Below are 12,460 nucleotides of genomic sequence, written 5' to 3' on the forward strand. Positions count from 1 at the left end.
CCTTCGATATAGCCGATTTGTCACACCGATGGGGGACATGTGGGTTCCAGGATCGAGCTGGCGGAGCGGGCGGCCATACGCGGGGAGGAGCACCGGCTGGCGGGGCGGTTCGCCGCCGCGGTCGAGGAGTTCACCGTGGCCGTCGACCTCGTCCCGGAATACGCGTACGCGATCGGGTCGCGCGGCCAGACGCTCAACGCCATGGGGCACTTCTCGGAGGCGCTGGCCGACCTCGACCGGGCGGCGGCGCTGGACCCCGAGCTGGGCTGGGTCTACGCCGAGCGGGTGGAGCTCCTGCTGGCGTGCGGCCGCACGGACGAGGCGCTGGCCGACTACGACCGGATGATCGAGCTCGATCCGGACGACGCCGCGGCGCATCGGGGCCGGGCGGACGTGCTCTGGACGTACCCGGAGCGCGACGACGAAGCGCTCGCCTCCTACGGCCGGGCGATCGAGCTCGACCCGGAGGACTTCTGGGCGCTGGCCGGGCGCGCCAGCATGCTCCGCGCCGTCGGCGGCTTCCAGGAGGCGCTGGCGGACCTCGACCGGGCCATCGCGCTGCACCCCGAGGTGCCGTACGCCCACTTCGTCCGCGGCCAGGCCCACCGCGAGCTGGGCCGGTACGACGAGGCGCTGGCCGACCTGGACCGGGCGATCGGCCTCGATCCCGGCAAGGGCTCGGCCTACGGCGAACGCGGCCACGTGCTGTGCGACCTCGGGCGCCACGAGGCGGCCCTCGCAGACCTCGACCGGGCGCTCGCCGAGGACCCTGACGAGAGCGAGCTCCTGGTGCTGCGCGGCCAGGCGAACCTCGCCCTGGGCCGTCCTGCCATGGCGCTGACGGACCTGGACCGGGCCGTCGAGCTCGACCCCGAGGACGTGGTGGCCGTCGGGGCCCGCGCATTCGTCCAGTACGAGCTGGAGCTGTTCGAGCCCGCGTTCGACGACTTCACCCGGGCGATCGAGCTCGGTCACGATGACAAGGCGATGTACGAGCACCGGGGCATGGCCGCGCTGCGGCTCACCCGGCTGGAGGAGGCCCGGGCCGACTTCGACCGCGTGCTGGAGGCCGACCCCGACGACGTGGGGGTGCTGGCGCTGCGCGGCGCCGTGCACCGGCTGCTCGGGCAGAACTATCGCGCGCTGGGTGACCTGCTGCGGGCGAACGAGCTGGATCCCGCGATCGCCCTCGTCGAGCGCCAGCTCGAAGAGATGCTGCAGCAGGCGGTGCCCGCGCCGGAGTTCGTCACCGACATGGCGCGGGCGCTCGTCGTGCTGGAGCATCTGGACGCCGAGGAGGAGCGGATGGAGGCGGAGGAGTTCACGGAGATCGCCTCCTCCCTGTGGGCCGAGGACGATCCGCCTCCCGACGACCCGGCCGAGGTGTCGCGGCGGCTGGCACGGGACTCGCGCGACCCCTTCGCGCTGGCGGTGCGCGCGGTGCAGCACCGGGCGGCGGGCCGGCCGGCCGCCGCGCTGGCCGGGCTCGACGAGATCCTGCGCGCGGAGCCGGCCAACTGGTGGGCCGCGGCCCTGCGGCGCGCGGCGGAGCCCGAAGGCTCGGCGGCGGACGACGACCTGGCCTGGGCGTACCGGCTGAGGCGGTTCGGGCTGCGGCCGGGCATCGAGGTGATCTGCGCGATGGCCGTGGCCGGGGGCGCGGACCTGCTCAGGAGGATGTTCCCGCAGGAGGTGGAGACCCTCATGTTCGCACCGGTGGTCGAGGTGTCCGAAGGAGAACTCCTTTGATGTCGTGACCTATTTGTGACCATCCTTTGGTGCATGGCTGCCGTTCTGTGGGGCATTCTTGATCTCGAAGTCCAGCAGAGGGCTTCGTCTCACGAAACTGAGGTGTGCCTCTGCTCGGGCTTTTTTTCTTGGGCGGAGGCCGCTTGCACAGCTTGGAGTAAGCACAATGGCCGTCCTGGATATCGCGTTCGAGCAGTTGACCGCCGAAGAGCTCCTGGCCGACATGGCCGACTCCCAGATCTCGGACCTGCACGCGGTCCGCATTCGCGAGCGCCTGGTGGAGATGCACGACGGGCTGGTGAACGAGGTCACCCGCCGCTACCGCTACCGCGGCGAGCCCATGGAGGACCTGCGCCAGGCCGCCTACGTCGGCCTGATGAAGGCCGTGAACGGATTCGACCCGAGCCTCGGCCACGAGTTCAGGGGCTACGCCATGATCACCATGATCGGCGAGGTCAAGCGGCACTTCCGGGACCGTACGTGGGCCATCAGGGTGCCGCGGGTCTACCAGGAGCGCCGCATCGAGCTGAACAAGGCCACCGCGGAGCTGACCCAGGCCCTCGGCCACTCGCCGACCGTGGCCGAGCTCGCCGCCAAGATGGGCATCTCGGAAGAGGACGTGCTGCTCACCCTCGAAGCCTCCAGCGCCTACACCGCGCTGTCCCTCGACGCGCCGGTGGGCGGCGCCGACGACGACGGGGCCGAGCTGGGCGACTTCCTGCCCGCCCAGGACGAGTCGCTGAACCACATGCTGGACCGGCACTCGATCAAGCCGCTGATCGACGCCCTGCCGTCGCGCGAGAAGAACATCCTGCTGATGCGCTTCTACGGCAACATGACCCAGTCGGAGATCGCCGCCGAGTTCGGGATCTCGCAGATGCACGTCTCCCGGATCCTGCGCGCCGTCCTCACCAAGCTGCGCGGCGCCCTGTCGGAGTAACCCTGCCGGTCGCCCGCGCGGGTGCGGACCCACGGACCGGGGGCCGCGCCCGGCGGATCGGCCGCCGGTCCGGCGGAACCACCCGAGCCCGTACGCGTCCCCGCTGGTCACGGCCGTGCGGGCGGGGTGCGTAACGGCGTAACCGGGCGCAATCGCGGGGTCATCCCCGGGCAACACGCGCTTCCTAGCGTCCTTCGGCGAGGCAGCACTCGCACGAGGAGGCGCCATGCATCTCGCCCGAAGCCCCGTCCTGGAGCATCCCGCCCGCCTGGAGGGCCCCGCGCCGGTTTACCCGCTCGAAACGGCGCGGGAATCGGCGAGAAACGGCATGTCCGTAAATTCCAGGCTCATGGTGGCCCGTCCGCTCCGATCGCACCAGTCAGGTGTCGAACGCGAGGCGGACCTGCGCCGGCTGCGCGACCTCCTCAGGTCCGCCATCCTCCGCGACGCGTTCGCCGACGGCCTGCTGCCCACCGAGGCCGAGCTCATGGCCTCGTACGGCGCCACCCGCGCGACCGTCCGCGAGACCCTCGCGGTGCTGCGCCGCGAGGGCCTGATCGACCGCCGCCAGGGCGTCGGCACGCACGTCGTCGTCAAGGCCGTGATGACGCAGCTCGTGGAGGCCCACGGCGTCGAGCCGCCCAGCCAGGAGAGCCTGCTGAACCGCCGGCTGCGCCCCCAGGTGCTCGACCGGTCCATGATCCCGCTGCCCGCCCTCGCCGCGGACCGCCTCGGCGTGCCCGCGGGGACGCCGTGCCTGCGGCTGGAGTACGTGTCGCTGTTCGGTGACGAGCCGCACGGCATGGCCACCAACTACGTGCTCAACCCCGAGGCCGAGCGCATGCGGGACAAGCCGTTCGTGCACGACTGGTACAACCTGCTCAACGAGGCCGGAATCGGCTACGAGGAGTCGGAGTTCGTCTGCGGCTGCAGCCCGGCCGACGCGGCCACCGCGGCCCGGCTCGGCATCGCAGAGGGCTCGCCGCTGATCACCATGGAGCAGGTGATCAGGGACGCGACCGGCCGGCCCTTCAACCTCGCCTACATCCACGTCCGCGGCGACCGCTTCCTGTTCGTCTCGAACGCCGCCCGCCGCCACACCCCGCCCGCCGCCCGCTAGCGGCCGTCCCATCCCACCCCGGGCGTTCGCCCATGCCCTCATCCCGGGCGTACGCCCATGCCCTCATCCCGCTAGGAGCGACGTGACTCTTCCCTTGACGACCTTTCCCTTGACGCTCACCGAGGCCGCCGCGGCACTCCGCGCCGGCGAGGTGACCAGTGTGGCGCTCACCGAGCACGCCATCGCCCAGGCCGACCGCCTGGACGGGGCGCTCGGCACGTATCTGGCCAGGTTCGACGAGACCGCGCTCGCCGCCGCGGCCAGGGCGGACGCGGAGCTGGCCGCCGGCGTGGACAAGGGGCCGCTGCACGGCATCCCGTTCGGCGTGAAGGACATCATCGCCGCCGCCGAGGGGCCGACCACCGCGCAGAGCCTGATCCTGGACCCGGCGTGGGCGGCGGGCAAGGACGCGCCGGTCGTCGCGCGGCTCAGGGCGGCCGGGGCGGTGATCACCGGCAAGGTCACGACGATGGAGTTCGCCTGCGGGATGGTGGACCCCTCGAAGCCGTTCCCCACGCCGCGCAACCCGTGGGACCCGCGTACCTGGCCGGGCGGCTCCAGCTCGGGCACCGGCAACGGCGTCGCGGCCGGGATGTTCCTGGCCGGGCTCGGCACCGACACGGCGGGCAGCATCCGCATCCCGGCGGCGTTCTGCGGGGTGAGCGGGCTGATGCCGACGTTCGGACGGGTGCCGAAGTCGGGGGTCGCGCCGCTCGGCTACTCCCTGGACCACGTCGGGCCGCTGGCGCGCAGCGCCCGCGACTGCGCCGCCGTCCTGAACGTGATCGCCGGCCACCACCCGAGCGACCCCGACTGCGTGGACCTGCCGCTCGACCTGCCTGCGGGCTTGTTCGACGTGCCCTCGCTGGAGGGCCTGCGGATCGGCGTCGTCCGCGCCCGCCACTTCCCGGAGGGAGCCGACCCGGCCGCCGCACCCGCCTTCGAGGCCGCGGTGACCACCCTGACCGGGCTCGGCGCCACCACGGTCGAGCTGGAGCTTCCGTACTGGACCGAGATGCTGACCGCCAACCTGGTGACGGCGTGCGCGGAGGCGCTGGCCTACCACCGCAACGACCTGGCGGCGCGCTGGGGCGACTACTTCGCCGCCACCCGCGCCATGCTCGCGCGGGGCGCGCTGGTCAGCGGCGCCGACTACGTGCAGGCCCAGCGCGTACGCCGGGTCGCGCAAGACGCGGTCGCCCGGTTGTTCGACGAGGTGGACGTGATCGTGTGCCCGACCGCCTCGACCGGCGCTCCGACGTACGAGTCGCTGACCGACGCCGAGGGCCGGATCGACGTGGAGGCGATGTTCGCCCACATCTTCACCCAGTACTGGGACTGCGTGGGCAACCCGGTCCTGGTCACCCCGATGGGCTTCACCGAGGGCGGGCTGCCGCTCTCGCTGCAGTTCGCCGGGCGGCCGTTCGAGGAGTCGGTGATCCTGCGCGCGGGCGACGCCTACCAGCAGGTCACCGACTGGCACCGGCAGGTCCCTGCCCTGGCCGCCGTGCCCCAGCCCGCAGTCTGACGACTCCAGCCCGCCGCCTGACCCCACCCCGCCGTCTGACCTCAGCTCGGTCAACGAAGGAGACCACCATGACCACTGCCGATCATTCAGAAATCGTCGGCCACCTTCTCACCGCCGCCGGCCTCACCGTCCCCGAGGACGAGCTCGCCCTCCTCGCGGCCGGATACGGCTTTCAGCGCGCCGGCGTGGACGCCCTTTACGCGGTCCCCGAGGCTCAATACGCCGATCCCGCGCTCCGTTTCCGGGCCGATGCCCGTATCGCCGACTGGTCCGAATAACGCCCAGCTCAGCACCTCCGGGTGGCCGTCCCGCAACCGCGGGGCGGCCACGATTTCGCACGTCAGGGCCGGTTCTTTCGCATTTCTAAGGCCGCTCTTAGGGGTGCCGCAGGGGTGTTTGCCGCCGATCGCGCTCCCTAATCTGAGGATCAAGGAGATCCATCTGTACATGAGGACAGGAGACGCCCATGGGCTCTCTCGGAAATGGCAGCGGGAAATGGGTCCGGCGTTTCCACGCCGTACCGACCGGCAAGATCAGGCTTTTCTGTTTTCCGCACGCCGGCGGATCCGCGAGTTACTACTTTCCCATGTCGCGTTCGTTCGACGGCCGTGACGTCGAAGTGCTGGCCGTGCAGTATCCGGGCCGGCAGGACCGGCGCACCGAGCCGTGCGTGACAGACCTGGCCGTGCTGGCGGACCTGATCGGGGAGGCGCTCGATGAATGGACGGACATGCCGTTCGCGTTCTGGGGACACAGCATGGGGGCGCTGCTCGCCTTCGAGGTCGCGCGCAGACGCGAGGCGCTGGGCCGGTCGGTCCCGCTGCTGCTGTTCGCCTCGGGGCGGCGCGCGCCGTCCAGGTACCGCGACGGGCGCGTGCATCTGCTCGACGATCCCGGCCTGACGGCCGAGCTCACCCGGCTGGGCGGCACCGACCCCAGGCTGCTGGCCGAGCCCGACCTGCGCGCCGCGATCCTGCCGACGACGCGCGCCGACTACCAGGCAGTCGAGACGTACGTCGACACCCTGGGCACCCCCGTGAGCTGCCCGATCACCGTGGTGATCGGCGACAGCGACCCCGACGTCACCCTGGAGGAGGCGGCCGACTGGGCCGGCCACACCACGGGACGCTTCGACCTGAAGGTCCTGCCCGGCGGCCACTTCTACCTGGAGTCCCGCCGCCGCGAGGTGCTGGCCGTCATCACCGGCGCGCTCAACCGGAGCCTGCCCGTGCCGACGGCGGAGGGGACGGCGTCGTGAGATACGAGATCCTCGGCCCGCTGCGGGTCGTCGACGGGGGCGCCAGCTCCTTCATCAGCGCGCGCAAGGTCGAGACGCTGCTCGCGACCCTGCTCATCAGGTCCGACCAGGTCGTCTCGATCGAGCAGCTCGAAACCGAGCTGTGGGGCGACAAGACGCCGCGCAGGGCGATCGCGGCCCTGCACGTCTACATCTCCCAGCTGCGTAAGTTCCTGGCCCGCGAGGGCTCGCCGGACTCCGCCGTCGTCACCCGCCCGCCCGGCTACCTGCTGCGGATGGGCGACGCCGAGCTCGACTTCCAGATCTTCGAGCGGTACGTCCAGCTCGGCCGGGCGCACGTCCGCCGGCACGACCACGAGCAGGCGGTCACGTGCTTCGAGGACGCGCTCGCGCTGTGGCGCGGGCCCGCGCTGGAGGACCTGCGCACCGGGCCGATCATCGAGGGCTTCGTGATCTGGCTCAACGAGGTCCGCATGGAGTGCATCGAGATGCTGATCGACTCGCAGATGGAGCTGGGCAGGCACCGCGAGCTCATCGGCCGGCTCTACGCGCTCGTCATGGAGTATCCGCTGCGCGAGACGTTCTACCGGCAGCTCATGCTGGCGCTCTATCGGGCCGAACGGCAGGGGGACGCGTTGCAGGTCTACCAGAGGGCCAGGGCGACGCTCACCAAGGAGCTGGGCCTGGAGCCCTGCAAGGCGCTGCAGGAGCTGCACAGCTCGATCCTGCTGGCCGACGACCGGCTGATGGACATGTGCGCCTACGAGAGCACGGCCCAGTCGGCGTGAGCGCAGGCGGCCGAACCTCCAGGAGGCCGCGCGGCTCACACGAGAAGGACCCCCGCGAAACCGCGGGGGTCCTTTTCATGACATGGCGTCCTACGCCCGGGAGGCGGTGAGCGCGCGGCGGGCCTTGGCGGCGCGCCAGAGCAGACCGAACGTGGCGCTCTGCAGGTTGCTGATCCGGCGGATGCGGAACAGCGACAGCACACTCCACAGGCGCGTCTCCATGACGTGACCGGGGGAGCCGTGCACGTCGTCGTGCTCGATCAGGTGCAGGTCCCGGACATGCCGGGCCAGCAGCGCCGGGTCCCCGGCGGGGATGATCTCGTCCTGGGAGCTGGCCACGTAGCAGACCGGGATGTCCAGCGCGGCGAGCTGGTCGCCGGTGAGCGCCCAGTCCCGCATGGACTCGGCCAGGTCCGCCGGGTCGGTCCAGGTGAGGTGGGCGAGCGTGTCGGTCGTCACCCGGGGCAGCCGCGCGTGCCAGTCCAGGTCGGTGAAGAACTCCGAGATCGGCGCGCCCGTGGTGACGACGCCCCTGATCCGCGGGTCCTCCAGCGCGCAGCGCAGCGCCAGGTGGCCGCTGAAGCTCAGGTTCATGGCGTACGTCTGGCTCACGTCGGCGACGTCCGCGACGGCGTCGAGCAGCTGGGAGAGCATCCGGTGGCTGCCGGCGTCGTAACGGAGGGTGTTCTCGCCCACGCCCGGCAGCTCGGTGACGATGCCCGCCATGCCAAGCCGGCCGATCTGGGCCAGCAGCGGCGCCCACTGCTCCTTGACCGTGACGATCCCGCCCATGATCAGCAGAAGGGGACGCGGCTCGGCCGCCGACAGGCCGCCGGCCCAGCAGCGTACGCGGCCGTCGCCGATCGGCAGGTCCAGCCGCTGGATGTCCATGCCCGCCGAGAACCGCCAGTGGTCGAGCTCGGTCACGCCCTCGGCGATCGCCGCCTGCCGGGCCGGGCCGTCGGCGAAGGGGAAGCGCGCCATCGCGTAGTGGCGGCAGGCGTCCAGGTGACGCCCGCGCCCGGCCAGCTCGGCGGCGGCCCGTGACCACTCGCCGGTCCACGAGCCGGGGCCCTCCCCGTCATGCGTGATGCGGTCGAGCAGCTCACGGTAGCGGGGAATCCGCTGCCCCCGCGCGTGCACCACGACGAACTTCTTCAGCTCGTCCACGTCGTTCATCGCAAGTCCCTTCGGTGAAGCGCTCCAGACCGTCCTTGATGGCGGTCAGTACGTCCGCCGCCTCGGCCCCGTCGATCACCCGGTGATCGAAGGTCAGGCTCAGCCGCATCGCCGGGGCGACCGCCAGCTCCCCGTCGCGCACCACGGGACGGTCCACGATGCGACCGGCGCCCAGCGTGATGGTGGTGCCGCCGACCGAGTAGAAGCCGTCCACGGGCCGGTGGCCGAGCGAGGTCACCGCGAACGTGCCGAACGCCGCAGCCCGCCTGCGCAGCGGCCGCACGCCCAGCCGGAACAGCGCGCCCCCGAGCAGCGGCGGCAGCCGGTGCAGCAGCCGGGCCGGGGCGAACTCCGGCAGGCGGGCCGGGTCGCCGTCCCGCAGATGGTTCACCCGCCGCTGGACGTCGTCCAGGCTGGTGCGCTGCAGGTGGGGGAAGACGGCCGAGAGCACGACGCGCTGCCCGCCCATCACGCGGTCCAGGGTGAGCTTGCCGTTGACCGTCCCGTACCTGGCGACCTTGGGGCGCAGCCGGCCGCGGACGGCGGCGTTCGCCTCGGGGTGCGCGGCCAGCACGCGGGCGGCCGTGTACAGGAGGTAGGTGACGATCGAGTACTGCTCGCCCGCCGCGCGGGCGGCCCGGCGGTGGCCGAGCACCGCCGTGGCGTCCACCTCGGTGTCGAGGAAGACGGGGACGATCGGGCGGATCTCGCGCAGGAAGTGCAGGGTGTGCCGGCGCTGCCTGGCCACCGGCGCGATCGTCATCGCGGCACCGCCAGCTCGAAGATGTCCTGCAGGCTCGTCGCCTCCATCACGTCGGGCATGGAGACGCGCTGCCCGGTGGCCCGCTCCAGCGCGATGAGCAGCGCGAGCAGGTGCACCGAGTCCCAGTGGTCGAGCTCGTCGAACCCGCGCTCCGCGTCCGCCACGGTCACGGGGATGCCGATCTCGTCCTGGACGAGGGCGATGAAGTCGTCGATGGTGGTCACGCCGGCCCTCCGAGGCTCGCGGTCAGTTGTACGGTCTCCGGCGCGGACACGATGTCGGCCAGGTCGTGCACGAAGGTTCCGTCCGATTCGGCGGGCCGGAAGCCGTAGCGGGGGTAGAACTCGGCGACCATGCCGTTCTTGGGCGTCCTGCGGTAGTAGCCGGCCACCGCCCGCGCCCCGCTGTCCCTGGCGTGCCGCAGCACGGCGGACAGGCAGGCCTGCTCGATGCCGCGGGAGAAGACCCGGCAGCTCAGCAGGAAGTCGTCGAGGTGGGCGACGTCGCCATCGCGCCGCACGGTGACCACGCCGACCAGCCCGTTCTCGCCGAACCTGTCGGCCGAGCTGATCGCCAGCACCTGCGTGGCCGGGTCGCCGGCCAGCTCGCGCACCTGCTGCGGCTGCAGCCGCCTGGTGGTCAGGTTGAACTGGTTGGTACGCAGCGAGAGCTGCGACACGCGGGCCAGCTCCGCCTCGCCCGCCGGGCCCAGCCGCACGGCGACCCGCAGCTCGCGCAGGTAGTCCTGCAAGGAGTCGAAGCTGTCGAGGAAGTCCTTGCGCACCAGCTCGTCGCGGTACTTCGAGACCCGGCCGCGGTCCTCGTCGGTCAGCACGCGCGTGTCGAACCAGCCGTCGGCGAGCAGCCGGTCCAGGTGCAGCGCCGGGTCGTCGTCCACGGCGATCACCGCGACGTCGGGGAGGGCGTGGCGGACCAGGCCGCACTCGTACGGGCTGTCGTCCACGAAGACGAACGAGTCGAGCCCCACGTTGAGCGATCCGGCCAGCTCGGTCAGGTTGTCGTGCTTGGGACGCCAGTTGGCCACGATCCTGACGAAGTCGTCCTCGCGCAGCGTCATGCGGGGATGGCTGCTCAGCACCTCGCGTACCGGGCGCAGGTCGTTCTTGCTCACGGCGGCGAGCAGCACGCCCTGGCCGGAGATCTGCTTGAGCGCCCGCTGGAACCCGCGGAACGCCTCCCCCTTGACGCTGTCGGCCACCTCGATGCCGTCGGGGCCGTCCTCACCGAGCACGCCGCCCCACACCGTGCCGTCCAGATCGACGGCGAGCGTCTTCTTCGTCCGGCCCGCGAGGTGGCGGGCCAGGTGCCCGACCTGCCTGGCGTACGCGGCCAGCAGCTCGGCCGACAGGTGCGCCTTGGCGTACACGCTCATCCGGGTGTCGGACGCGGGCACGCCGTCGGCGAGCAGCGGATCGAGGTCGATGACCACCGTCGAGCCCTGGCCGGACAGCCGCAGCAGGCGGGCGTTGGCCTCGCGCCAGATCGCGCCGAGGCGCGCCCGCGAGGTCAGGTCCACGAGCTGGGCGGGGAACCGGCGGGGCAGCGGGAGCGTGTTGAGCACCAGCGTGCCCCTGGCGGTGCCGGCGAACCTGGCGGCGAGCCCCTCGATCAGGTCGATCTTGGCCTCGAACACGGTGGCGACGTCCTCGGGCCGCCACGGGCACGGCACCTCGTCGAAGACGATCGCCGGGTCGAGCACGCACAGCACCAGGTCGGGGTCGCGGGTGTACAGGTCGCTGGCGGGGTCGCCGAGCTCGAACACGTAGCCGTCGAAGTCGCCCAGCGCGACCGCGGCCAGCAGGCCGTGCCTGGCCAGCTCGGCGGTCAGCGCGGGAGGCAGCATCGAGAGCGTGCTGTGGCCGGTGATCGCGACGGTCGTCGTCGGCGTCTCGGGATGCTCGCGCAGCACCTCCTCCGGGTCGAGCCTGGCCAGCAGCCGGCCGGCCCGGATCAGTTCGGCGCTGCTCAGGCCGGAGCCGTTCTGCTCCATATCCCCGAGCAGGCCGCGCACGCGGGGGTACTCGGCGGCCAGGCGGCCCGCCCTGTGCAGGTCCTCGATCGTCATCAGACCTTCTCCAGCGCGTACGCCGCCTTGATCCACTTGCTCGACTCGATGGCCACGCCGACCGCCCTGTCACCCGTCACCATGCGGGGCAGGGCCAGCTCGATCTGGAAGAACGGCAGCGCGTTGCCGGTGTTCCCGGTGCTGCGGACGCAGCTCACCTCGTCGGCCATCGGCAGGTCGAGCGTCTTGAGTATGCGCGCGGTCATCGTGCCGGACAGCTGGGGCGGCAGGACGAAGTCGATCTCGTCGTCCTTCCAGTCCAGGTCTTCGAGCAGCTCCTGAAGGGCCTCGGCGGCCATGATCGGGACTGAGTCCTCGATGGCCTTGTAGTCCTCCACGGCCGGCGGCTTGCCGGAGTTGAGCTCGGCGGCGCCGTACCACTCGATGACCTGGCCGGGAGGCCGGTTGAGGCCGGTGAGCCGGGCGAAGACGCGGCGCAGCACGACCGAGTCCGTGCGCGGTTCGGAGCTCAGCACGACCGCCCCCGCGCCGTCCCCGAACAGGACCGCGTTCACCTGCTCGCCGGGCGGGAGCTTGGCCATGTCGACGGTGACGTCCAGGTGCTTGGCGCAGGAGTCCCCGCCGATGACGAGGGCGGTGCGGTGGCGGCCGGATTGGAGCATCTGGTGCGCCACGTCGAGCGCTCCCACGGCGCCGGAGCAGCCGGACTGGAGCTGGTAGGTCGGGATGTCGTTGATGCCGAGCCGGTCGGCGACGAGGTTGACGGTGGCGGGCATGAGCATGTCGGGCGACGAGGTGCCCATGACCATGAGGTCGATGTCCCCCGGCTTGGCGCCGGCCGCGGCCATGGCCCGCGCGCCCGCCTGCTCGCCCAGGTCGGTGAGGGTGTGGCGGCGCTCTCCCGTGGCCAGGTCGACGGCGAAGTGGCGGTTGTCGGTGCCGATGAACGCGTCGATCCAGCGCTCCCAGACGGTGGGCATGCCGAGCAGGCGGGCCAGGGTCGCGTTGTCGATCGGGGGGCCGGGCAGCGCGGTCCCGGCCGCCAGGATGTGGATGTCTGGGCTGTGCATCCGGAGTCCTCCTAGGAA

The 12,460-nt window shown here is 71.7% G+C and carries 12 protein-coding genes; 7 read left to right on the top strand and 5 right to left on the bottom strand.

Annotation, left to right across the window (positions count from 1 at the left end):
• The first annotated feature begins 39 nt into the window (after window positions 1-39).
• From ABEA43_RS26850 to ABEA43_RS26880, 7 genes are all read left to right on the top strand, one after another.
• Window positions 40-1,749, top strand: a complete 1,710-nt coding sequence (locus ABEA43_RS26850; protein WP_345565986.1) for a tetratricopeptide repeat protein — start codon at window positions 40-42, stop codon at window positions 1,747-1,749.
• 166 nt (window positions 1,750-1,915) lie between these two features.
• Window positions 1,916-2,689 carry a SigB/SigF/SigG family RNA polymerase sigma factor gene (locus ABEA43_RS26855; RefSeq protein ID WP_345565988.1) on the top strand — a complete coding sequence of 258 codons (774 nt, stop codon included), beginning with the start codon at window positions 1,916-1,918 and terminating at the stop codon, window positions 2,687-2,689.
• 349 nt (window positions 2,690-3,038) lie between these two features.
• The gene (locus tag ABEA43_RS26860) at window positions 3,039-3,809 is read left to right on the top strand and encodes a GntR family transcriptional regulator (RefSeq protein ID WP_345565990.1); all 771 of its coding nucleotides are present in this window, start codon (window positions 3,039-3,041) and stop codon (window positions 3,807-3,809) included.
• An 82-nt stretch (window positions 3,810-3,891) separates the two neighbouring features.
• The gene (locus tag ABEA43_RS26865) at window positions 3,892-5,337 is read left to right on the top strand and encodes an amidase (RefSeq protein ID WP_345565992.1); all 1,446 of its coding nucleotides are present in this window, start codon (window positions 3,892-3,894) and stop codon (window positions 5,335-5,337) included.
• A gap of 68 nt (window positions 5,338-5,405) precedes the next feature.
• Complete coding sequence (locus ABEA43_RS26870) at window positions 5,406-5,615, top strand: hypothetical protein (protein WP_345565994.1); 210 nt, start codon at window positions 5,406-5,408, stop codon at window positions 5,613-5,615.
• A gap of 188 nt (window positions 5,616-5,803) precedes the next feature.
• Window positions 5,804-6,595, top strand: a complete 792-nt coding sequence (locus ABEA43_RS26875; protein ID WP_345565996.1) for a thioesterase II family protein — start codon at window positions 5,804-5,806, stop codon at window positions 6,593-6,595.
• Window positions 6,592-7,383: an AfsR/SARP family transcriptional regulator gene (locus ABEA43_RS26880; RefSeq protein ID WP_345565998.1), complete on the top strand. Its 792-nt coding sequence runs from the start codon at window positions 6,592-6,594 to the stop codon at window positions 7,381-7,383. The genes ABEA43_RS26875 and ABEA43_RS26880 overlap by 4 nt, the downstream gene beginning before the upstream one ends.
• A 90-nt stretch (window positions 7,384-7,473) precedes the next feature.
• Here ABEA43_RS26880 and ABEA43_RS26885 read toward each other — a convergent pair whose 3' ends face one another.
• From ABEA43_RS26885 to ABEA43_RS26905, 5 genes are read right to left on the bottom strand one after another with little or no spacing between them, the layout of a single operon-like run.
• On the bottom strand, window positions 7,474-8,562 hold the full coding sequence (locus ABEA43_RS26885; protein ID WP_345566000.1) for an alpha/beta hydrolase: 1,089 nt from the start codon (window positions 8,560-8,562) through the stop codon (window positions 7,474-7,476).
• Window positions 8,489-9,325, bottom strand: coding sequence for a 2-oxo acid dehydrogenase subunit E2 (locus tag ABEA43_RS26890; RefSeq protein ID WP_345566001.1), 837 nt, complete (start codon window positions 9,323-9,325; stop codon window positions 8,489-8,491). Before ABEA43_RS26890 ends, ABEA43_RS26885 begins: the two co-directional genes overlap by 74 nt.
• Entirely contained in the window at window positions 9,322-9,549 is a 228-nt protein-coding gene (locus tag ABEA43_RS26895) for a phosphopantetheine-binding protein (RefSeq protein WP_345566003.1), read from the bottom strand. Before ABEA43_RS26895 ends, ABEA43_RS26890 begins: the two co-directional genes overlap by 4 nt.
• Complete coding sequence (locus ABEA43_RS26900; RefSeq protein ID WP_345566005.1) at window positions 9,546-11,411, bottom strand: HAD-IIIC family phosphatase; 1,866 nt, start codon at window positions 11,409-11,411, stop codon at window positions 9,546-9,548. The genes ABEA43_RS26895 and ABEA43_RS26900 overlap by 4 nt, the downstream gene beginning before the upstream one ends.
• Complete coding sequence (locus ABEA43_RS26905; protein ID WP_345566007.1) at window positions 11,411-12,442, bottom strand: thiolase family protein; 1,032 nt, start codon at window positions 12,440-12,442, stop codon at window positions 11,411-11,413. The genes ABEA43_RS26900 and ABEA43_RS26905 overlap by 1 nt, the downstream gene beginning before the upstream one ends.
• Window positions 12,443-12,460: the final 18 nt, after the last annotated feature.

Source organism: Nonomuraea rosea, assembly GCF_039539705.1.
Lineage (GTDB): Bacteria > Actinomycetota > Actinomycetes > Streptosporangiales > Streptosporangiaceae > Nonomuraea > Nonomuraea rosea.

Bases quoted from the DNA above. Each gene is read 5' to 3' on its own strand.
- ABEA43_RS26855 (WP_345565988.1), top strand. From the start codon at position 1,916: ATGGCCGTCCTGGATATCGCGTTCGAGCAGTTGACCGCCGAAGAGCTC.
- ABEA43_RS26860 (WP_345565990.1), top strand. From the start codon at position 3,039: ATGGTGGCCCGTCCGCTCCGATCGCACCAGTCAGGTGTCGAACGCGAG.
- ABEA43_RS26870 (WP_345565994.1), top strand. From the start codon at position 5,406: ATGACCACTGCCGATCATTCAGAAATCGTCGGCCACCTTCTCACCGCC.
- ABEA43_RS26875 (WP_345565996.1), top strand. From the start codon at position 5,804: ATGGGCTCTCTCGGAAATGGCAGCGGGAAATGGGTCCGGCGTTTCCAC.
- ABEA43_RS26885 (WP_345566000.1), bottom strand. From the start codon at position 8,562: ATGAACGACGTGGACGAGCTGAAGAAGTTCGTCGTGGTGCACGCGCGG.
- ABEA43_RS26890 (WP_345566001.1), bottom strand. From the start codon at position 9,325: ATGACGATCGCGCCGGTGGCCAGGCAGCGCCGGCACACCCTGCACTTC.
- ABEA43_RS26900 (WP_345566005.1), bottom strand. From the start codon at position 11,411: ATGACGATCGAGGACCTGCACAGGGCGGGCCGCCTGGCCGCCGAGTAC.
- ABEA43_RS26905 (WP_345566007.1), bottom strand. From the start codon at position 12,442: ATGCACAGCCCAGACATCCACATCCTGGCGGCCGGGACCGCGCTGCCC.